General features: G+C 44.4%; 21 protein-coding genes. 16 read left to right on the top strand and 5 right to left on the bottom strand.

Features of this window, described 5'->3' with window-relative positions; all coding sequences use genetic code 11:
* Positions 1 to 57: 57 nt before the first annotated feature.
* On the bottom strand, positions 58 to 1,290 hold the full coding sequence (locus C6G87_RS05235; protein WP_104752473.1) for a cation:proton antiporter domain-containing protein: 1,233 nt from the start codon (positions 1,288 to 1,290) through the stop codon (positions 58 to 60).
* A gap of 68 nt (positions 1,291 to 1,358) precedes the next feature.
* Between C6G87_RS05235 and C6G87_RS05230 the strand changes: the two genes are divergently transcribed.
* The 11 genes from C6G87_RS05230 to C6G87_RS05180 all read left to right on the top strand — a co-directional run bounded on the left by C6G87_RS05230 (position 1,359) and on the right by C6G87_RS05180 (position 10,975).
* Positions 1,359 to 1,658, top strand: a complete 300-nt coding sequence (locus C6G87_RS05230) for a tetratricopeptide repeat protein (RefSeq protein ID WP_104752501.1) — start codon at positions 1,359 to 1,361, stop codon at positions 1,656 to 1,658.
* Positions 1,649 to 1,927: a CiaD-like domain-containing protein gene (locus tag C6G87_RS05225; RefSeq protein WP_104752472.1), complete on the top strand. Its 279-nt coding sequence runs from the start codon at positions 1,649 to 1,651 to the stop codon at positions 1,925 to 1,927. Before C6G87_RS05230 ends, C6G87_RS05225 begins: the two co-directional genes overlap by 10 nt.
* Before the next feature lie 111 nt (positions 1,928 to 2,038).
* A complete protein-coding gene (arsR, locus tag C6G87_RS05220; RefSeq protein WP_104752471.1) occupies positions 2,039 to 2,725 on the top strand; it encodes an acid response regulator transcription factor ArsR in 687 nt (228 codons plus the stop codon).
* A 6-nt stretch (positions 2,726 to 2,731) separates the two neighbouring features.
* Positions 2,732 to 3,988, top strand: coding sequence for an ArsS family sensor histidine kinase (locus tag C6G87_RS05215; protein WP_104752470.1), 1,257 nt, complete (start codon positions 2,732 to 2,734; stop codon positions 3,986 to 3,988).
* Between the two features lie 9 nt (positions 3,989 to 3,997).
* Positions 3,998 to 4,963, top strand: coding sequence for a porphobilinogen synthase (hemB, locus tag C6G87_RS05210; protein ID WP_104752469.1), 966 nt, complete (start codon positions 3,998 to 4,000; stop codon positions 4,961 to 4,963).
* A gap of 9 nt (positions 4,964 to 4,972) precedes the next feature.
* Positions 4,973 to 5,695, top strand: coding sequence for a YebC/PmpR family DNA-binding transcriptional regulator (locus C6G87_RS05205; RefSeq protein WP_104752468.1), 723 nt, complete (start codon positions 4,973 to 4,975; stop codon positions 5,693 to 5,695).
* Positions 5,696 to 5,738: 43 nt separating this feature from the next.
* Positions 5,739 to 6,839, top strand: coding sequence for a citrate/2-methylcitrate synthase (locus tag C6G87_RS05200; protein WP_104752467.1), 1,101 nt, complete (start codon positions 5,739 to 5,741; stop codon positions 6,837 to 6,839).
* A gap of 157 nt (positions 6,840 to 6,996) precedes the next feature.
* Positions 6,997 to 7,836 carry a biotin synthase gene (locus C6G87_RS05195; protein ID WP_104752466.1) on the top strand — a complete coding sequence of 280 codons (840 nt, stop codon included), beginning with the start codon at positions 6,997 to 6,999 and terminating at the stop codon, positions 7,834 to 7,836.
* Positions 7,836 to 8,678, top strand: a complete 843-nt coding sequence (locus tag C6G87_RS05190) for a YihY family inner membrane protein (RefSeq protein ID WP_104752465.1) — start codon at positions 7,836 to 7,838, stop codon at positions 8,676 to 8,678. Before C6G87_RS05195 ends, C6G87_RS05190 begins: the two co-directional genes overlap by 1 nt.
* 90 nt (positions 8,679 to 8,768) lie before the next feature.
* Positions 8,769 to 9,851, top strand: a complete 1,083-nt coding sequence (locus C6G87_RS05185) for an NAD(P)-dependent alcohol dehydrogenase (RefSeq protein WP_324761400.1) — start codon at positions 8,769 to 8,771, stop codon at positions 9,849 to 9,851.
* On the top strand, positions 9,845 to 10,975 hold the full coding sequence (locus C6G87_RS05180) for an NAD(P)/FAD-dependent oxidoreductase (protein ID WP_324761399.1): 1,131 nt from the start codon (positions 9,845 to 9,847) through the stop codon (positions 10,973 to 10,975). The genes C6G87_RS05185 and C6G87_RS05180 overlap by 7 nt, the downstream gene beginning before the upstream one ends.
* Positions 10,976 to 11,037: 62 nt before the next feature.
* Here C6G87_RS05180 and C6G87_RS08500 read toward each other — a convergent pair whose 3' ends face one another.
* Both C6G87_RS08500 and ung read right to left on the bottom strand, forming a co-directional pair.
* A complete protein-coding gene (locus tag C6G87_RS08500; RefSeq protein WP_158653103.1) occupies positions 11,038 to 11,232 on the bottom strand; it encodes a hypothetical protein in 195 nt (64 codons plus the stop codon).
* A gap of 55 nt (positions 11,233 to 11,287) precedes the next feature.
* The gene (gene ung / locus C6G87_RS05175; protein WP_104752463.1) at positions 11,288 to 12,034 is read right to left on the bottom strand and encodes a uracil-DNA glycosylase; all 747 of its coding nucleotides are present in this window, start codon (positions 12,032 to 12,034) and stop codon (positions 11,288 to 11,290) included.
* Between the two features lie 635 nt (positions 12,035 to 12,669).
* On the opposite strand from ung, the gene C6G87_RS05170 reads away from it, so the two are divergent.
* The 3 genes from C6G87_RS05170 (at position 12,670) to C6G87_RS05160 (ending at position 15,656) form a co-directional block, all read left to right on the top strand.
* Positions 12,670 to 12,894: a 2-hydroxymuconate tautomerase family protein gene (locus C6G87_RS05170; RefSeq protein WP_104752462.1), complete on the top strand. Its 225-nt coding sequence runs from the start codon at positions 12,670 to 12,672 to the stop codon at positions 12,892 to 12,894.
* 870 nt (positions 12,895 to 13,764) lie between these two features.
* Positions 13,765 to 13,929, top strand: coding sequence for a hypothetical protein (locus tag C6G87_RS08630; RefSeq protein ID WP_199767644.1), 165 nt, complete (start codon positions 13,765 to 13,767; stop codon positions 13,927 to 13,929).
* 8 nt (positions 13,930 to 13,937) lie between these two features.
* Positions 13,938 to 15,656, top strand: a complete 1,719-nt coding sequence (locus C6G87_RS05160; RefSeq protein ID WP_104752460.1) for a disulfide bond formation protein B — start codon at positions 13,938 to 13,940, stop codon at positions 15,654 to 15,656.
* Here C6G87_RS05160 and C6G87_RS05155 read toward each other — a convergent pair.
* Positions 15,653 to 16,039: a YbgC/FadM family acyl-CoA thioesterase gene (locus C6G87_RS05155; protein WP_104752459.1), complete on the bottom strand. Its 387-nt coding sequence runs from the start codon at positions 16,037 to 16,039 to the stop codon at positions 15,653 to 15,655. The genes C6G87_RS05160 and C6G87_RS05155 overlap by 4 nt on opposite strands.
* A gap of 320 nt (positions 16,040 to 16,359) precedes the next feature.
* Here C6G87_RS05155 and C6G87_RS05150 point away from each other — a divergent pair, with 320 nt between their 5' ends.
* Both C6G87_RS05150 and flgG read left to right on the top strand, forming a co-directional pair.
* Complete coding sequence (locus tag C6G87_RS05150; RefSeq protein ID WP_104752458.1) at positions 16,360 to 18,897, top strand: TonB-dependent receptor family protein; 2,538 nt, start codon at positions 16,360 to 16,362, stop codon at positions 18,895 to 18,897.
* A 162-nt stretch (positions 18,898 to 19,059) separates the two neighbouring features.
* Positions 19,060 to 19,848 carry a flagellar basal-body rod protein FlgG gene (gene flgG, locus C6G87_RS05145; RefSeq protein WP_104752457.1) on the top strand — a complete coding sequence of 263 codons (789 nt, stop codon included), beginning with the start codon at positions 19,060 to 19,062 and terminating at the stop codon, positions 19,846 to 19,848.
* Positions 19,849 to 19,850: 2 nt separating this feature from the next.
* On the opposite strand, the gene C6G87_RS08980 is transcribed toward flgG, so the two are convergent.
* Positions 19,851 to 19,973: a hypothetical protein gene (locus C6G87_RS08980; protein WP_267892695.1), complete on the bottom strand. Its 123-nt coding sequence runs from the start codon at positions 19,971 to 19,973 to the stop codon at positions 19,851 to 19,853.
* Positions 19,974 to 20,061: the final 88 nt, after the last annotated feature.

Genomic DNA, 20,061 nt, shown 5'->3' with positions numbered 1-20,061 from the left:
GCTCACTCCTTATTGGGTATTTTGGGGCATATTCTAGCATGATTTGCTAGTCTTGGGCTAATTTTTGCTTTCTTTATGGATGATGAAATGTGCCAATGAATCTAGATATTTGAGCATAAAAGGGGTAACCAACATCGAAAAAATAATCATAAGCACTAAAAATTGCTGGATATCTTGAGGTACAACATGGATGATGCCCTTCTCATTTAAAAGGGCTAGCAGACCTTGGTGCTTTTTCAGGTTCAATACATGCTGCTTACTAGCCGTCAAGAACACCACTAAAGCAAATTCTCCAATCTGGGACAAAGATAACGCAGTTTTGATAGAACTCTTAGCATCTCTAAAGAATCGCAATAGGAGGTATAAAATAGCGATTTTTAACGCCATTGCGATACTGAGCAGGAGCACTACCGCAAAGAAATTTTCAAACAAGAATTTCAGATTAATTTGCATCCCTACAGTGACAAAGAACAGCCCTAAAAAGATATTTTTCAAGGGCGCAAATTCGTCTTGCACCTTGATCCGATAGCGCGATTTAGAGATTGCCATGCCCGCCACAAAGGCCCCCAAAGACATAGAAAAGCCAAAAAAATGGCTCAAACTCGCTGCGCCAAAGACAATGAGCAAGATTGTTGCCATGAATAATTCAGGTAAGCGACTTTCTGCAGCCAAACTTAATACTTTAGTCGCCACCTGTTTGCCCGGTAAAAGTAAAATAGAAAGAATGATGGTGGCAGAGATCGCAGTCTTCAGTAAGAGATTGACGAAGTTTGCGCTTGCATCCCCCATAAGCATTAGAATCAAAAGCATAGGAATAGCCGCAATATCCTGAAAGATCAAGACCCCTACCACAATTTTGCCTACGGGGGTACTGAGCTGTTTGCTTTCTTCAAAGAATTTGAGCACGATGGCGGTTGACGAGAGAGAAAAACCCATGCTTACCACCAAAGAAAATTCCCATGAAGAACCCATAACATAATAGCCAAATACCATGAAGAATAAGGAGGTAACCACCACCTGCAACCCCCCAAACACCAGCACTTCCTGCTTCATAGTTTTGAGTTTGTCAAAATTGAACTCCAGCCCAATCATGAACATCAAAAAGACGATCCCAAAGTCGGCAATTTCAGAGAGAGATTCGAAATCTTCAATGCGGAAAATCGCCACAATAATAAGCCCTGTGAGGATATAACCAATGATGATGGGCATGTCTATGCGTTTGAGCAAAAGACCACTGATCACACTCAAGCCAAGTCCTGCGACAATCACATAGAGGGCATGTATTTCCATAGTTGTCCATTAAAGCGATGCTTAAAAGCTAGCATTGTATAATAAACAGACAAACAGGGAGTGTGCGCGTGGAAAAAACAATCGCCTTAGGCAGTATCTATGAGCTACAAGGTCTCAAGCCCCAAGCGCTGAAAATCTATAAGAGTGTTTTGGAAAAAGATCCCAATAATAAAGAAGCTTTGCTGGGGTGCAAACGTCTAAGCGATTCCACCTCTAAGCCTAAGATACCACCCAAAGCCCCTGCACAACTCCAGCGATATGCGCCTTTGCAACGCTTTGAGATTCAAAAGATGCAAAACTTGTTCGTTCAAGCGGATAAACCCGCGGAGTTAAGAACGATTGAAGAATGGTTGATGCAATGGAACTAAAAAATATTATCTCACAGACTCTAGATGAAATTGGGCAAAAAGACCCTAAACCCCAAACTGCCCCCCGCCCCCAAGCTCCTGCCTGTGCGCCTCAACAAGAAGAACAAGCGTTTTTAAGAGATTTAGAGCAGAAAACTTTGCTCTTGTTTGAAGGACTTAGAGCGCATCAAATTAAAGATCTGCCTACAAAGTTGGACTTGGTGCTCAATTACTTGCAATACCAGCTTTATGTGGTGCAAGAACGGCTTAAAACCTACCAACAGGACTGACGCGCGCTGTTGCTACGATCCTCGTGGACGGAGTCTAAGTGTTTGTATGCTACAATTTTCTAGGTCATTTTGAATAGACCTTATGGACTTTAACACACTAAAGGTAAAATCGTGATCAAAGTCTTAATGATAGAAGATGATGTGGAATTGGCAGAAATCTTAAGCGAGTTTTTTATCCAGCATGGTATTGAAGTTGTGAATTATGATGAGCCCTATACGGGTATCAGTGCGGCCACCACACAACCCTACGATCTCTTGCTCTTGGATTTGACTTTGCCCAATTTAGATGGCTTGGAAGTGTGCAAGAAGATTTCCAAACAAAAGGACATCCCCATTATCATCTCGTCTGCGCGCAACGACATTGACGACAAAATCAAGGCATTGGAGTATGGGGCAGACGATTATATCCCAAAACCCTACGACCCCAAGGAGCTCTTGGCACGTATCCAATCTCTCTTGCGACGCTACAACAAAAAAATAGCCCACGAAAGCATGGATTCCACTCCAAAAAGTACGCTTTTTAAGATCGATAAAGATGCGCGAGAAGTTTACATGCATAACAAAAAGTTAGAGCTCACGCGCGCAGAGTATGAAATTCTGACCCTTCTTATCAGTAAAAAAGGCTATGTTTTTTCTAGAGAGTCTATTGCTATCGAGTCGGAGTCGATTAATCCAGAGAGCTCTAATAAAAGTATTGATGTGATCATCGGGCGTTTGCGTGCCAAAATCGAAAAAGATCCCAAGAAGCCCCAACACATCATTTCCGTACGGGGGGTGGGCTACAAATTAGAATACTAGCCCATAATGCCCTTGTCAATTTTTAGTAAAATTGTTTCTCTTTTTGCGATCTCAATGGCAAGCTTTGGGGCATTTTCTTATTATTTCATCCGTTCCCAAATCGATCATGAGAATTTCCAAACCCAAATCCGCCACCAGCAATTTGTTACCACTATTAACCAGGTTTTAGCTGACAAACATAACCGCTACTCGGCTGAGGTGTATTTACACGAGTTGGGATTTCAAGAAATCGGCACTGAAGAACTCCGCGAGGTACTCTCGCAACAGCGCGAAGAAGTTGAACGCAATGAAAACCCTTTGGCCAGCATTCTTAAAGTAGGGAACAAGATTTTTATCTCCCTAAAGAGCAATGGTAACACGGTGCTTTATAAAGAGATTCAAAAGACTTCTTATCATAATTATTACTTGGCGATTTTTATAGGTGGGTTTTTGATCGTGATGATTTTTATCTTCATGATTCGCGGTTTTATCCCCATTAACGAACTGCGCAAAAAGGTTCATCTCTTTTCTAAAGGTGAAATGGATATAGAATGCAAGATCGATCAGCAAGATGAAATTGGTGATCTTGCTATGGCGTTTGATTCCGCCATCAAAAAAATCAGAGGATTGAACGAATCGCGTATTTTGTTCTTACGCGCTATCATGCACGAATTGCGTACGCCCATCACTAAAGGTATTCTTGTTGCAGAGATGGTAGAAAACCCTCTTCAAAAAGAACGCTTGTTGCGCACTTTCCAAAGACTTAACACTCTTATTGAACAATTTGCACGCATTGAGCAACTTTCCTCTAAGAACTATAAAATCACTAAAGAGATGTTCATGATTGACAAACTCTTAGAATGCGTCAAGAATATGCTTTTATTAGAGCATAACAGCACTTCCATCCATGCTGATGTGCCTAATTGTGTTTTTGAAACAGATTTTGACCTTTTTGCCCTAGTGTTAAAAAATCTTTTAGACAATGCGCTCAAGTACAGCACGAACAAGCAGGCTTACATCGCCATTGTTGGAAAAAATCTTGTTGTTTCTAATCAGGGGCAGCCTTTAAAAGAAGATTTAGCGCATTATTTCAAACCCTATTTCCAACACGAACACCAAAGCGACGCACATGGTTTTGGTTTAGGTATGTACATTATCAAAAACGCTTTAGATACTTTAGGCTTCCCTCTCACTTATGTGCACAACAACGGAATCAATTCATTTAGTATTGAGCGTTGTGTTTTGCGTGAATTTTGCCCTATATTCTCCACCAAAGACAGCTAAAGGATTTGCATGTTTAAACGCTTTAGACGCTTGCGCTCCCATGACATCTTGCGGGATCTCGTGCGCGAAACGCGCCTACACCCTCAAGATTTCATCGCCCCCCTCTTTGTGCGCGAAGGTGTAGGGATTGAGCGCCCCATTGCCTCCATGCCCGGGGTGGCACAAATGAGTGTAGATGTACTCTTAAGAGAGTGCCAAACCCTGCAAAATTTGGGCTTGTCAGCCGTGCTATTATTTGGGATTCCTGGCCAAAAGGACGCGCAGGGGAGTGCAGCCTTAGATGATAACCACCTCATCGCCCAGGCCACGCGCGCGATCAAGGACAAATTCCCGCACATGTGCGTGATCGCCGATCTGTGTTGCTGTGAATACACCGACCATGGGCATTGTGGGGTGCTCAAAGAGGGGGGCGTGGATAACGATGCCACGCTAGAATTGCTCGGGCAACAAGCCCTTATCTTAGCCCAAAGCGGGGTGGATATGCTCGCCCCTAGTGCGATGATGGATGGGATGGTAGCCAGTTTGAGATACACCCTGGATACGCATGGCTTTAGCATGTTGCCCATCATGAGCTATTCAAGCAAGTTTGCTAGCCATTATTATGCCCCCTTTAGAGACGCAGCGGCTAGCGCGCCCAGCTTTGGAGATCGCAGGGGGTATCAGATGGATTATGCCAACCGCAGAGAGGCAATTTTAGAGAGTTTAAACGACGCTTCTGAGGGGGCGGATATTCTCATGGTTAAACCCGCTTTAGCCTACCTAGACATCGTGCGCGCGATCAAAGAGCGCACCCTCTTACCCCTTGCTCTGTACAATGTGAGCGGAGAATACGCCATGTTCAAGCTCGCTCAAGCCCACCGCTTGATGGATTACGAACGCCTACTTTTAGAAACCATGACAGGCTTTAAACGCGCGGGCGCAGATATTATTATCAGCTACCACGCCAAAGAAGTCGCACAACTCTTACGCACATAAAGGAGACATATGGGACGCGCTTTTGAATACCGCCGTGCCGCTAAAGAAAAACGCTGGGATAAAATGAGCAAGATTTTCCCCAAACTCGCCAAAGCCATCACACTGGCAGCTAAAGCCGGGAGCGATCCAGCCAGCAATGCTAAATTGCGCACCGCTATTTTGAACGCCAAAGCCCAAAACATGCCCAAGGACAATATTGATGCAGCCATCAAGCGCGCCAGCAGCAAAGAGGGGCAACTGGTAGAAGTGAGCTATGAGGGCAAGGCAAACCATGGGGTGTTGCTCTTTATGGAGTGCATGACTGACAACCCCACGCGCACCATCGCCAACTTGAAAAGCTATTTCAACAAGAGCCCGGGGGCTAGCATCGTACAAAATGGCTCGCTAGAGTTTATGTTTGCGCGCAAAAGTGTGCTAGAGGGTGCATTAGAGGATTTGCAAGCTTTAGGACTCAGCGTAGAGGATGTAGAACTGAATCTGATTGATTATGGCTTGGAGAGTCTAGAGGTGGACACAGAACGCTTTTTTGCCATCGGGGACTATCAAGATTTCAAGCAACTCAGCGATGGATTTGAAGCCCTGCAACTACCCATTCACAAGGCTTCTTTGCAACGCCTGCCCACCACCCCCATCAGCTTGAGCCCAGAAGCCCTAGCAGAGACAGAAAAACTCCTCGATCGCATCGAAGAAGATGACGATGTGATCGCACTCTATAGCAATATCGGGGATTAAGACAGCTTTGCTATAGTCTAGCATTCTAAATTGAGGAGCTAGCATGGAAGGATTGGCAGGTGTTGTGGCGGGGTCTTCAGCCATTTGTAGCGTGGGCACGGGGGCGGGGTTGCTGTATCGGGGCTATCCCATTGAAGAACTCGCGCGCAGGGCAGAGTTTGAAGAAGTGGCGCATTTGTTGCTTGTAGGACATCTGCCCACAGAGCATGAACTCAAGGACTTCAAACAAACTTTACAAGAACACAGAGAATTGCCCCTAGTGGTCAAAGAGGTGTTGCAAGCCCTGCCCATCAGCACGCACCCGATGGATGTGATGAAAGCGGGTGTGGTGGCTCTAGGGTGTGCGCGCCCGGAGGCGTTGGATTTTGCTAATCAAGAGGGGTGCGCGTTGCAAATTTTGGGCGCATTGCCTGCCATGCTCATTTACTGGCATCACTACCACAAACATGGCAAACAAATCCCCCTAAGCTCAAAGCAGAGCATGGCGCATTATCTCTTAGAGCGTTTGCGTGAAGAAGAACCCCTAGAAGTAGAAGTAAAGGCGATGGACGCGATGCTAACCCTCTATGCCGAGCATGAATTCAACGCCTCCACCTATGCCAACCGCATCACCGCTAGCACGCTCTCCGATCTGTATTCTTGCGTGTCTACGGGCATTGGCACGCTCAAGGGGCGTTTGCATGGGGGGGCTAATGAGCTAGCGATCGCCTTTATCCTGCGCTTTGATAGCGTGTCCCAAGCCCTACAAGAGGTCGATGCGCTGTTTGCCAAAAAAGAGAAGATCATGGGCTTTGGACACCGCATTTACAAGCATGCCGATCCTAGAAGCGCGGTGGGCTTTGAGCTTGCCAAACAACTCAAACATTTAGGCGATCCCAAACTCTTTGAAATCGCCCTAGCGATTCGCGATAAAGTCAAGCAAGAGAAGGGTTTGCCCGATAATATTGATTTCTTTGGCGGGTTGATTTATCATTACATGCGCCTTGAGCGGCTTTACTACACGCCTTTTTTTGTGATGTCTAGGGCGGTGGGCTGGATGGCGCATGTCTTTGAGCAACGCGCCCATAACCGCATTATCCGCCCCACATCTACCTACACCGGTGCGCCCAAACGCCCCTTTCTCCCACTTCAAGATCGCTCTTAGTTTTTTGGTTTTCATACAGCCATGTTTTTTTGCTATAATCTCGCGCGGAGAGCGAGCATGGCTGGTGTGCGTCTTGGGTTTCAAAGCTAAGGTTGTTAGTGTCCCAAGTGTCCGAAGTTCGATCCTTTAGCTCTCTTGCCACTTATGAAGGGTTGATATGCAAGAGATTTTTCTATGTTCTATTTCTAATGTGAGCAGTGGAGATTGTAGTGAAGATTGTGCTTATTGTACGCAAAGCGCGCACCATCAAGGGCAGATCAAGCGCTATAAGTTTAAAAAAACGCAAGATGTCGTGCAGGAAGCCAAGCACTGGCGTAGTTTTGGTGCGTTAGGCTTTTGCTTAGTAACTTCAGGGAGAGGTTTAGATGATAAAAAATGCGATTATATCTCTACGCTTGCGCGTGCTATCAAAGAAGAAGAGCCGGAGTTACACTTGATTGCTTGCTGTGGCAGGGCGGATAAAGAATCCTTGAGCTTCTTAAAAGAAAATGGTATTGACAGCTATAACCATAATCTAGAAACCGCACAAAGTTTTTTCCCTCAAATCTGCTCTACCCATCCATGGCAGGAACGCTTTGAAACCTGTGAAAATGTCTTAAAAGTAGGGTTGGGCTTATGCACAGGGGGTATTTTTGGTTTGGGTGAGACTTATGCGCAGCGCATTGAAATGCTCCGCGCCTTACAATCTCTAACTCCAGCTACAACACCCATCAATTTCTTTATTCCTAACCCAGCCTTACCAATAAAACAACCTATTCTGGACGCTCAAGAGGCTCTAGAGTGCTTGGTTTTAGCAAAGGAATTTCTACCCAAAACGCGCCTGATGATCGCAGGAGGGCGTGAAGTTGTTTTTAAAGATACGCAAAAAGAAATCTTTGATTGTGGTGTCGATGCGATCGTCTTGGGTGATTACTTGACCACTAAGGGCGACGCACCCACTAAAGATATTGACATGTTAAAGGGTTATGGTTTAAAGATTGCCACTGCCTGCCATTAATGTGGGCTAGGTTTTGGGTTTTAGTAGCGCAGGCATGCCAAAGCTTACAAGGCATGGTTTATGCTTGTAACCATCTGCTTCCCACAGAATTTAAACGCCATTTTGATGAAGTGGCGCGGATTTTCTACTACGCTTCTTCGCTGAGCTTTTACACGATTTTATCCTTATCACCAGTTTTGCTTTTTATAGCTCTAATCTTTGTGAGTCCTTTTTCTAAAGCTTTTGAAATTGAGACGCTGTTTTTCCCCAACAGTCCTGATTTTATCCAAATGAGTCAGTTCTTTTTAAAATCCTTCATGCGCAATAATCGTACTCTAGGGATTGTTGAGATGAGTTTCATCGCCTTAGCCTTCTTCTTGTTTTGCGAAAACTATCGCTACATTGCCTCTCAAATCCTCAATGCGCCTCCTAGAGATTATATTACCATCAAAGGGAAAAGATTTTTTATTTTTTGGGGTTTTGGAACGGGTATTGTATTTGTGATTGTCTTGCCTGCAATTGTGTTTATCAATATCCAAATGCATCATCTCACGCAAAATACCTACTGGCTCGCTTTCTTGCGCTGGCTAGTTGTTTATGGCTTCTTTGTACTTTTGTTTCTTATCCCTACAAATAAAGTTTTTAGGCACACCTTTTATCCTCTGTTTTGGAGCTTTATCACAAGCGTATGTTGGTCTATCATGAAATGGGGTTTTGTTTATTATATTCTTTACAACCGCACTTATCATGAGCTTTATGGATCGGTATCCATCTTGTGGTTTTTAATGTCTTACATTTATATCTCATGGTTGCTTCTTTTGCTAGGGCTTTATGGTTGTGAGGTGTGTGAACAGAAGGGATAAAAAAGGGATAAATACATCATATTTATTCTAGTGCGCTATCATGAAACTCTATTTTAAGTGAGGAGTTTTTCTATGGTTAAAGGTTTCGCGATGCTTAAAATCGGCGAGGTGGGCATTATTGAAAAAGAGTATTTAGAAGAAGTTGTGCCAGAGCGCAAAAAACTAGAATGTGGTCCTCTAGACGCGCTCGTGCGTCCTATTGCGGTTGCGCCTTGCACCTCCGATTTACACACCTGTTATGAGGGTGGGATTGGGGAGCGCCATAACATGTTTTTAGGGCATGAGTGTGTGGGTGAGGTGTTAGAGGTGGGGCATTTAGTCAAAGATTTTAAGGAGGGCGATAGGGTAATTGTTCCCGCTATCACGCCTAATTGGAGCTCGTTAGGGGCACAAAGGGGCTATCATCAACATGAAAATGCCCCGCTTTCAGGATGGAAATTTTCTAATTTTAAAGATGGTGTGTTTGCTGAAAAAATCCATATCAACGATGCCGATGGGAATTTAGGGCGTTTACCTGAAGGGGTAGAAGCAAGCGATGCTGTGATGCTTAGCGATATGATCACGACAGGATTTCATTGTGCCGAATCTGCTGAGATCAAGCCCGGGGATAGGGTGGCTGTCATTGGGCTAGGACCCGTGGGACTAATGGCGCTAGCGGGGGCTAATCTGATGGGTGCAAGTGAGATTTATGCGGTGGATTGCGTACCTTTTCGCTATGAAGTAGCTCATAAGTATTATGGTGCGACACATTATATTGACTTCAAGAAGGCCCCCTTACAAGAGCAAATTTTAGAGATCACTAAGGGCGTGGGGGCGGATAAAATTTTAATTGCAGGAGGAGGAACGGATATTCTAAGCGATGCGTGTGCATGTCTTATTAATGGGGGGATAGTATCCAATGTTAATTACTTTGGAAGTGGAGATTACTTGCGTGTCGCGCGCTTAGATTGGAATGTGGGGATGGGACATAAAACTCTTAGAGGAGGGCTTACCCCGGGTGGGCGTTATCGCATGGAAAAGCTTGCCCGTTTACTCCAAACTAAAAAGCTTGATGTTAAGCCTATCATCACGCACAGATTGGAAGGCAAATTTGAAGAAATTGCCCAAGCTTTAGCATGGATGAAGGATAAGCCCAAAAACTTTATTAAACCTGTTGTTACAATCCAGTGGTGAAGCAAGTTCTTATCTTAGGGGCGGGCTACGGGTCCCTTTCCTTTCTGAAGGCTCTGCCTGCACGGGTACGCAAGGAGTGCGCTATCCGTTTGATTTCAGAGTCGTCCCTGCATTATTTTAGTGTGCTCTTACACGATGTGTTGGCAGGAGTCGAGGGACAACATACCTTAGAGCTTAGCACTATTCTTCCCCCTGAAGTAGAATTTATCCAAGATCGCGTCTTGGAAGTTCAAGAGGGAAGGGTGGTTGGGCAGGAGGGCGTTTATCCCTATGATAATCTCATTGTAGGATTAGGATTTAATAGCGATAGTTTTGGGGTGCAAGGAGTGGAAGCGCACACCCATAGCCTAGTAAATTTCACGAGTGCGCAAGCTACACATGAAGCTTTGTGCAACGCGATTGATGCCTTTCAAGAATTACGCCCTTTCCATGTGGTGGTGTGTGGAGGAGGATTTAGCGGTGTAGAACTTTTAGGCGCGCTTAGCGATACGCTCCCTAGTCTATGTACCTCTAAAGATTTCAAGTTCACTTGCATAGAAGCTCTGCCTAACATTTTGCCCATGTTTGAGTCCAAGTTAGTTCAAAAGGGAGTGGCTTATTTGCAACATTTGGGTGTATCATTGGAAGTGGAGACTAAGATTTTAGAATGCCAACATGATCGCGTTGTTGTCATGCAAAACCAAGAGAGAAAAGAAATTTTAGCAGATTTTATTCTGTGGACTTGTGGTGTGCGGGGAAATGCAGTGATTGAAAGCTCTCCTTTTTTTAAAAGCGTGCGTAGTAGAGTGGAGGTTAATAGCTATTTAGAGCCAGTAGACATGCCTCAGCGTGGAATCTTTATCCTAGGCGATTGCGCGGCTCTTAAAAATTCTGAGGGTAGGCTTTACCCACCAACAGCCCAATTAGCAAGCCAAATGGGGACTTATCTAGGGAGACAATGGGCACATGTCTTAGCTAACAAGAGTCCTAGCACTCCTTTTAGATTTCAAGAAAAAGGTATAATCTGCTCTTTAGGTACGCGCTATGCAATTGGACATGTTGGTATTTTCCATGTATCTGGGAAGCTAGGAATTTGGCTTAAGAAGTATATAGAGTGGCGTTGGAAAAGGTCTTTGCTGGTCTAAAAAATATTATAAGATACTAAACATCTAATGTATTCCGTTTACCAAAGTAAACGGAATAAATGTTAGACTCCCGCTATGGAAATTGATAGTTTCCAAATATACGAAAGGAGCAGACTATGAGTAGCAACAGCAATAACAGCAGTAGCAACAGGAGCAACAGCAACAATAGCAACAATAGTAGCAGTAGCAACCGCAACAATAGCAACAATAGCAACAACAACAGCAACAATAGCAACAACCAAGACTAAGTTGCGCACGAACCCCCCTTGTGGGGGTTTAGGGTCTCATTTTAGCATAATATTGCTCTTCTTGTCAAGGCTTTTTCACCGCATTCTGTAGTGCCCACTGCATGGGGATCCCCTTTTCTTCTAAAAATTCTTGCGCTCTTAGAAAAACTCCGCTGCCCAAGAAAAAAGGCGCCCTGTGTTGTGCTAGAGGACTTGGATGTGGTGCTGACAAGATCAAGTGTTGAGTATTGGGGGTAAGTAACTTAATTTTTTCTTGTGCCACCCTACCCAAGAAAATAAAGACTAATGGGCGCTCCAATGTTGAGAGTTGTATTAGCACGCTGTTAGTAAAATGTTCCCATCCCAAATGCCCGTGTGATTTAGCCTTGTTTTTTTCTACACTTAAAATCGCGTTTAGAAGTAACACCCCCTGTTGTGCCCAGCTTTCCAAGTTGCCATGGGTAGGCTTAGGAATGTGTAAGCTTTGATGTAATTCTTGATAAATATTACGTAAACTTTGGGGGATGGGTGCGCGATTGGGCACACTAAAGCTAAGTCCCATAGCAAGCGGATATTCTTGACTGCATTCTATAAAAGTACTATGGTAGGGGTCTTGTCCAAGTAAAATTGTGTGCAAGCGTTCTAAAGGCGTGGCTTCAAAAGCTTTAAAAAGAGCAGAAGGAAAGGGGAAAACGCGTGTATGTCGTTTTTGAGCATCAGTGAGTGCTTGCATGTAATTTTTATTGAGAGCCTCAAAATGAGGGCTTTGAATTATGGGTTTTAACAATGCACCCCATGCGTGTGGCACACGCTCTAAGGCATGGAAAAGCATAGGCATCCTTTACGAGTATATTCACATGCCATCATGCCATATTTATCCAGTGTGCAACCCTATAGGTGAACCACCCCCCTAAAAGAGGAGCTTCCTAACTAACAGAAACTAGCGTTTCTGAACTTAAAAAAGGCTTTACTATTTGTAGTCCGTAAGACTAGTCGCTAACCCGTCATCGTGCTTAATTTTAGTGGCTAGAATGAGCGTATCCAAACCTTACCACTCAGGTTTGCACTAATTTTGTTTACCTATTGCGAGGGTAGCCCTTCTTTTCGTTAGTGTGCGCTTACATCTTAGGTCCCTGAAGGACGAAGTTTTACATACAATCTAGGTAAATCATGTAGATCCCTATAAATCATACAGATTTTTTATAGGTTTATTTTACCACAAAAGTCCCAATTTTTGCTAAAATAGGTATCGCCTTTAGTAGGTAGAGTTCCTGCCGAATTAACGCTTGCGGACATGCAAAAAGCTAAGCATCTAAAAACAAAGGGTGTAGGGTGGGCATGGATGAAACAAGAATACAGCAGAAATCCTAGCCTTGTAGAATCGCAGGGTCAAAGCAAAATGCTTTGTTGTAGGGTTTTGCGGATCTGTAAGAACGATTTTTTGTACAAAACACGATAAGGGGATTTATGCCGTACATCAATATTCGTATCTCCAAAGAGCATGGAGGGGCTACAGCAGAGCAAAAGCGGGCACTTATCAGTGGTGTAACCGATTTAGTGGTTGACACATTGGGTAAAAAGAGGGAAGCAACTATAGTGATTATCGATGAAATCCATACGGACAATTGCGGTCTAGGAGGCGAAAGCATTACCCGACTAAGGCATACTCCTCCCGAGCAAAAGCAAGATTAATTGTATAGGGAGGTACAGAATATGGCAGAAGAGAAGGGTAAAGAACCTTGCAAGAATCTCCATGTCAGTCAAGAAAGTTTTAGCCCGCTTCCGTCACTAAAACCAAAATCAAGCCCTGCAACAGCAGATCGTCCTTCGAGCCCACAAGAAACAGGAGAATCCAAAGAGTGAGCACAAGTTTAGTAGGTGGTTGAGTTTTCCTTTCTTGTCGGACTTTTTACACTTCTTGTTGGGTGTAGGACGCTTTCCGTTGCATGGGAGACACTATCCGCTACACAGGAGAGTATCCGGAGGGCTGAGGAGTCCTCTAAGCAAGGTACTACCCTTCAACTTGAGATGTTCTTTCTGAATACATACAAAGACTGCATAAGAGCCAAGTATAGCCGCGCATCGAAAGAAAGCAATGCGGGGGGATATTTCGACGAAATACTAACACTCTTTCTTGTAACACTAGATCTATATTGTAAGTACACCAACAGAGGGCTTTTAGACGCAACACTCTCCAATGATAATAGCGACTTTTTCAGAAGATGCATTGTGGATTTTAAGGACGATATCCAGAAGAATCTAGATGGTTATAATAACATTAGAGAATATGCCAAAAGGCATCATATATCCCTTAACTAGGATTGTCTAGCGAAAGTTATATAGAAATTATTGTTATCTATCTCGATAGACAACAATAAGGTCGGTCTTGGAGTGGTACTTAGAATTCAAAGATGCATTTGAATATCTTCTCAAGAGGGGGGTATGTAAATCATGTGTCCCTACTATTTCGTCTAGATATCTAGGTTCGATCTGTTTTTGTGCTATACTCGAACCTCTATGTGGATTTGCAATAAGACGGGTGATAGGTCAAAGGAGTGTGTTGTGGAGTTTCTAGGTTTTATGGCAATTTTGATTGTAGTGTGCCTGCTCTTTTTCAAGCCTACCTATGAGAAATTAGCCTTTAGGATTTTTGTAGTGGCGTGGCTAGTGGAGCTTGTGATGTTTGTCGCCCACACCTCCAACTTTTTCCCGAATGTGAATTTATAGGTGAGTTGATGGAACAATCAAGAACTTTTTATTTCCTTTTTTCATTGGCTATTATTGGGATTGTTTCTTTACCTGTGGGTATTGGCAATCTTGTCTTGGGTTTTATCTACCATGACTCTCCTTGTATTCAATGCTGGGCAGAACGCCAAAGCATGGTTTATATAGGTTTAGCTGGGCTTTTTATTTTACGCTATGGTTTGAAACCCAAATATCTAGCCATCATGCTCTTAGTCGTGGCCGGGGGTTTATACCAAAGCTTCTACCACTATGGTAACCATGGTTTAGAAGATGTGGGGCAGGGTTTTGCGCTCACGATTTGGGGACTGCATACACAATTTTGGGCACATGTTGTTTTTTGGTCTGTGGTGCTGGTTTTAGGAGGGCTTTTGCTCTTTGCGCCTAGTTTTCAGGTTTTGGCACATGAGGGGGGAGTTTATGCGCATGGGGCGAGGCGTACTTATCGCGACTTAAGCAAAGCAAATAATTGGGCGTTTTTCATTGTGGGGGTGATCGCTATCACAAACATGGTACAAGCGTTTATCTCTACAGGACCTTTTCCCTATCTAGGGCAGGGAGATCCGATCCGTTTTTCGTGGAATCTTAAAGAAAATGTTTGGAGTACGGAAAATTGGAAACACATGGGTTTTCCCAGACATTTAGGGAAAAGAATTGTAGACACCCCACTTTTGGCTGACAGCAAATACACATGGGATTACGATTACCACCACGCGCCCTTAGAAATCCACAAAGAACTACCTCTTCGCTCTCAAAAAATTAACACTCTAGCCCTCAACGCCCCGATTAGCGATCTCTTGTTCTTGGGGGCTCCCACTACTTCTACAACACCCCCTAGTAATCCTTTAGCCATGCCTGCTTCTTCTCAAGGTTGCGCTCCAGTCCACAAATCTACAAATTATTATTTTTCCCCCGACACTTTTGCCGGAGATAATGCGTTACTCAAAGATACCTTTTTAATTGGTACGCAAGAAGAGGGCTTTTATGTGGCTAACAAAGGTTTAGATAAAATCCTCACACATTTTGTGCTAGATAAATATTATGCGGCTACGGTAGAAAATTTTGTCGGGGTAAATATGGTGGGCAATCTTATCCGCGTGATGGGGCAGAACAAAAGTAGCGCCGATGTGCACTACAATCCCAAAGCGACAAATAACTTTGCTAACTTCTTACAAGGGGCAAATAACTTTGAAGAATTGGGGCGTAACCGCCTACGCACTAGCCGTGCCTCTACCTACTATGTGCTGAGCGCAAGGAGTGATGGCACATATACCTATATGCTCACCGTGCCCAATGCCCGCTACAAGAATCTGATTTTAGTGAGCATGCTTGATCAAGATTTGGGCTTGAATGCTGAACATGTGGTGCAAGTCACTAAAAACAACCCTTTGAAACCTAAGCGTAATCTAAGCGAATTTTACATCACCGGACTCACCCTTTATCAGGGTAAACTTTTAGCCTTAAGCAAAGCTTTCAACACGCTTTTAGTGATCGACCCCATGAGCGCACAGATACTAGATGCCTATGGATTGCCTAGTCAAATCCACAACGCCAGCGCGCTAGCCATAGTGGATGATGCGCTTGTGGTAGTGGGCTATGAAAAAGGGCAGAACATCTTCTACACCCTCGATCTTGCTGCCTTTACCCCCAACTTGACACCCATTATCAATCAATCCTCACAAGCTCCTGAACTACATTCTCAAGGGTGCTAGAGCAAACTTTTTAAAAGAGTTATAAAAGATGTGCTAATGGGTGCGGGAGTGTGTGTATCCTGAGAAATAAAGCCTAACTTGATCTGCATAGAAAAGAGGCGAGCGTTTTGGGGCGCAACTTTAACCACCTCTTGCTCCAAGATCACGCTGATTTTTTTAAGCTCTTTAAGTTTGGTGATAACCTCCAAAGTGTCGCCTAATTTACCCGGGGCTAAAAATTGCGCCTGGAGAGATTTAACCACAAAGTAACCATGTTGGTCTTGGGGAATAAGGTTATTTGCAAAGAAAATTTCACTTCTAGCCCGTTCGCAGTATTTAAAATAGTTGGCATGGTAAATGATCCCGCCACAATCCGTATCTTCATAATAAATTCGATAGCGCATGAATTCCTAACACAAGGAGATTTTGAGAACAAGCAAAGCACACTTTTGTGTCCCATAACATGGTGAATTATAACATAAACCGCCAGCGTAACACCAGTTATCTTCATAACCTCAATCTTGCAGTTCAAGGTATGGATATAACAAAATAATGTGAAGAAATGAAACCACCTATCAAAAAAAACAAATACAAAACAAATAAAATAGGATGTTTAAGGAATAAATAAAATTATTGTACTAGTGTCCTAGATGTTAAAAAAATTATTTTTTTAATATCCGTGTTTATTGGGAATGTAGGATTAAGTATAAAGGATGTGAAGGATATGGATAAGAAGTTGTTGCTGGCTTTAGGTGTCGGTTTGGTTTGCCATGAGGGCTTGTTAGCTAAGGACAAGACCTATACCTTAGGTAAAGTTTCTACTGCGGGGCAGAAAGATAGAAACGACTATTCCGGTCAGGTTAATCTAGGTTATAGCGGCTTAACCGCCCCTAGAAGTTGGCAAGACGAAGAGGTTAAGAAATACACCGGTAGTCGCACGGTGATCTCTAACAAGCAACTCACCAAGACAGCTAACCAAAGCATCGAGGAAGCCCTGCAGAATGTTCCCGGACTGCAAATTAGAAACGCCACCGGTGTAGGGGCAATGCCTACGATCCAAGTACGCGGTTTTGGGGCTGGGGGTTCAGGGCATAGTAACGCTACCCAGATTTTGGTCAATGGCATCCCTTTATATATGGCACCTTATTCCCACATTGAACTAGATATCTTCCCCGTTACTTTTCAGTCCATCGATCGCATCGATGTGATCAAAGGTGGGGGGAGTGTGCAATACGGTCCTAACACCTATGGGGGGATTGTCAACATTATCACAAAGGCTATCCCTACAAAGTGGGAAAGCCAGGCAGCAGAAAGAACCACCTTTTGGGCTAAAGCCAACAACGCAGGTTTTGCTAGCCCTAGCACGGGCGATTCGTCCTTCCTGAAGTCATTGGGTAATAATATGCTTTTTAATACCTATGTCAAGACAGGGGGCATGATAGGTAAACATTTTGGGGTGCAGGCACAGGCTAACTGGGTCAATGGGCAAGGCTTTAGGGATAACAGCCCCTCGAATATCCAAAACTATTGGCTGGATGCGCTTTATGACATCAACGAGAGCAATAGCATCAAAGCTTACTACCAGTATTATAAATTTGATGTCGCACAACCCGGATCGCTCAGCGAGCAGGATTACAAAACAAACCGCTTTGAAAACCAACGCCCTTTCAACGCTAAAGGCGGGCGTGCTCAACGCTTTGGTATGGTATATGAAAATCATTTTGGTGATTTGGATAAAGTAGGTGGCACTTTTAGCTTCACTTACTATGGACAATTCATGACTAGGGATTTTCAGGTTAGCTCTAGCTACAATAGTGCCAGTACATACGCCTGTGGTAGTGGGGTTTTATTGCCCAATGGGCAACCTGCCCCAAGTACATGCCCTACCTTAAATGGGCAGAAGTACACGCTCATGCAACCTTATTACGCGAGCAATTACAATGGCTACATTGAAATTGAAAACCCCGTGCGCGCTATCAATAACGCCTTTGAACCCAAAGTTAGTTTGGTGGTCAATACCGGCAATGTCAAGCAAACTTTCATCATGGGTTTGCGCTTCATGACCACCACTTTCCTCCAGCGCCAATATTTTAACACTAATAATTGTATCACTAGCACCAATGGCAACAACAAATATGAGGCGGGGCATACATGCGTTGGTCCTACAGCAATGTCAGGTTGGCAACCCCATATCAAGCACGGAGTGTACAAAAACTGGAACGATTGGCGCAATAACTATACGGCAGTGTACTTGAGCGATCGCATCGAAACTTGGGGGGGGCGCTTTTTCATCGTGCCCGGGTTGCGCTATGCTTTGGTGCAATACAACAACGATAATGCCTCTGATTGGGCGCAAGTAGCACCCAATAATCTAGCCAAGATCAAACACATGAATAATTGGATGCCCTCCACCAACATTGGTTTTATCCCCCTGCAGAATGATAACCATTCTTTGCTCACTTACTTTAACTACCAACGCTCCTATGTTCCCCCTCAATTAGATGTGTTGAGCTATGGTGGGGCGGAATACTTCACCCAACATTTCGACTCTGTGGAGGTGGGCGCGCGCTACACTTATAAAAATAAGCTCAGTTTCAACGCCGATTTTTTCAGAATTTGGGCGCGCAATTTTGCGACTGGGCAGTACTCTGTTTATGTTAAAGGACCCAATGCGGGCAATGTAAGACCGGTGGATGGCTACTCTCAGGGTGTGGAGCTAGAAATTTATTATAGACCTATTCAAGATTTGCAATTCCATGTCGCCTTTAACTACATCGACACCCGCGTAACTAGCCATGACCCTTTGACAGACCTCAATGGAGACGTGTTGCCCGGAAGTAGCTATAACAAGCATTTCCCCTTTGTGAGCCCCTTTCAGTTTATTTTTGATGCGCGCTACACTTACGCCAAAACCACTTTCGGGCTTTCTAGCTACTATTATAGCCGTGCCTACAGCGGGATTAGTAACAGCACAGCAGGGGGCTACTATGGAACACAATACTATAGCAATGCAAATAATGGAGGGCAGTGTGCAGCATGGTGTATGACCCAACATGAAGGAATGTTACCTTGGTACTGGGTATGGAATGTGCAGGTGTCCCAAATTTTTTGGCAGAGCGGACGGCATAAAATCGTGGGTAGTTTACAGGTCAATAATATTTTTGACATGAAGTATTATTTTACGGGCATCGGTTCTAGTCCTGCAGGTTATCAATCTGCTCCCGGACGCTCCGTTACAGCCTACTTGAGCTATGAGTTTTAAGCCTCTTGGGCAGAAATCCTATATAGCAAATGTGATGCGTTTGTTTCCTATGGGTAAATCAGCCCAGGAAGCCCAAAGTCTTAACGCGTTCAGGCGCTTCACACTATGCGCGGATTAAAAGAGATAGGGTATAATGCCCCTATCTTCAATTAAAGGCTAACCATGTTGCGATCTCTTTACAGTGCGACGACCGGAATGCTCGGGCAACAAACCCATATTGACACCACTTCTAACAATATCGCCAATGTCAACACCGTGGGTTTTAAGAAGCAACGTGCCGATTTTAACGATCTCTTTTACCAAGCGTTGCAGTATGCGGGGACTTCTACCTCAGACACCACTAAATCCCCTAATGGCATTGAAGTGGGCTTAGGAGTGCGTACCTCTAGTGTTACTAAAATGTTTTCTCAGGGTAGTCCTAAAGAAACTGAAAACAATCTAGACATTGCCATCACCGGCAAGGGCTTTTTTCAAATCCAACTCCCCGATGGCTCTACTGCCTACACCCGTGCGGGCAATTTTAAGATCGACGATCAGGGCAATATGGTTACTACTGAAGGCTACTTGCTCATCCCTCAGATCACCTTCCCTCAAGACACCACCCAAATTAGCATCGGGGTAGATGGCACGGTGAGCGTAACTCAGGGCAATGCGAGCACTTCTAATGTGGTTGGGCAGATCACTTTGGCTAATTTCATTAACCCGGCCGGTTTGCATGCCTTAGGGGATAATCTGCTAGCTGTCACTTCAGCCAGCGGTCCGGCCATTGTAGGCAATCCAAATGGCGATGGTTATGGGCAATTACGCCAAGGTTTTTTAGAGTTGAGCAATGTGCGCCTGGTAGAAGAAATGACTGATCTCATCACCGCGCAACGTGCCTATGAAGCCAATTCTAAAACGATCCAAACGGCAGATAACATGCTCCAAACGGTCAATAGTCTAAAACGCTAGAGTTAGCCCAGTAGCGACGCTGGCTCTAGGGGCTTGGGCGTGGCAGGCGCGCCCCGTCGCCTGTGCCCCTCTGCTTCTCTCATATAGCTCTCAGCGCGGCTCTCACAGCCCTTTTTAGTAACCAACTCACAATCCCTGGGCGTGACTCAAAGCACTGGCACCATATCCCGCGCAGAGGACCCCCGCCACAGACAGCTACAAAACCAACCCATA

It is taken from the genome of Helicobacter baculiformis (assembly GCF_900197685.1).
In the GTDB taxonomy this organism is placed as follows: domain Bacteria; phylum Campylobacterota; class Campylobacteria; order Campylobacterales; family Helicobacteraceae; genus Helicobacter; species Helicobacter baculiformis.
This window is presented reverse-complemented; position numbering and strand designations above follow the sequence as displayed.

Excerpts from the sequence above, each read along its gene's own strand:
- C6G87_RS05235 (WP_104752473.1), bottom strand. The coding sequence starts at position 1,290 with ATGGAAATACATGCCCTCTATGTGATTGTCGCAGGACTTGGCTTGAGT.
- C6G87_RS05225 (WP_104752472.1), top strand. The coding sequence starts at position 1,649 with ATGGAACTAAAAAATATTATCTCACAGACTCTAGATGAAATTGGGCAA.
- C6G87_RS05215 (WP_104752470.1), top strand. The coding sequence starts at position 2,732 with ATGCCCTTGTCAATTTTTAGTAAAATTGTTTCTCTTTTTGCGATCTCA.
- hemB (WP_104752469.1), top strand. The coding sequence starts at position 3,998 with ATGTTTAAACGCTTTAGACGCTTGCGCTCCCATGACATCTTGCGGGAT.
- C6G87_RS05205 (WP_104752468.1), top strand. The coding sequence starts at position 4,973 with ATGGGACGCGCTTTTGAATACCGCCGTGCCGCTAAAGAAAAACGCTGG.
- C6G87_RS05200 (WP_104752467.1), top strand. The coding sequence starts at position 5,739 with ATGGAAGGATTGGCAGGTGTTGTGGCGGGGTCTTCAGCCATTTGTAGC.
- C6G87_RS05195 (WP_104752466.1), top strand. The coding sequence starts at position 6,997 with ATGCAAGAGATTTTTCTATGTTCTATTTCTAATGTGAGCAGTGGAGAT.
- C6G87_RS05190 (WP_104752465.1), top strand. The coding sequence starts at position 7,836 with ATGTGGGCTAGGTTTTGGGTTTTAGTAGCGCAGGCATGCCAAAGCTTA.
- C6G87_RS05185 (WP_324761400.1), top strand. The coding sequence starts at position 8,769 with ATGCTTAAAATCGGCGAGGTGGGCATTATTGAAAAAGAGTATTTAGAA.
- ung (WP_104752463.1), bottom strand. The coding sequence starts at position 12,034 with ATGCTTTTCCATGCCTTAGAGCGTGTGCCACACGCATGGGGTGCATTG.
- C6G87_RS05170 (WP_104752462.1), top strand. The coding sequence starts at position 12,670 with ATGCCGTACATCAATATTCGTATCTCCAAAGAGCATGGAGGGGCTACA.
- C6G87_RS05160 (WP_104752460.1), top strand. The coding sequence starts at position 13,938 with ATGGAACAATCAAGAACTTTTTATTTCCTTTTTTCATTGGCTATTATT.
- C6G87_RS05155 (WP_104752459.1), bottom strand. The coding sequence starts at position 16,039 with ATGCGCTATCGAATTTATTATGAAGATACGGATTGTGGCGGGATCATT.
- C6G87_RS05150 (WP_104752458.1), top strand. The coding sequence starts at position 16,360 with ATGGATAAGAAGTTGTTGCTGGCTTTAGGTGTCGGTTTGGTTTGCCAT.
- flgG (WP_104752457.1), top strand. The coding sequence starts at position 19,060 with ATGTTGCGATCTCTTTACAGTGCGACGACCGGAATGCTCGGGCAACAA.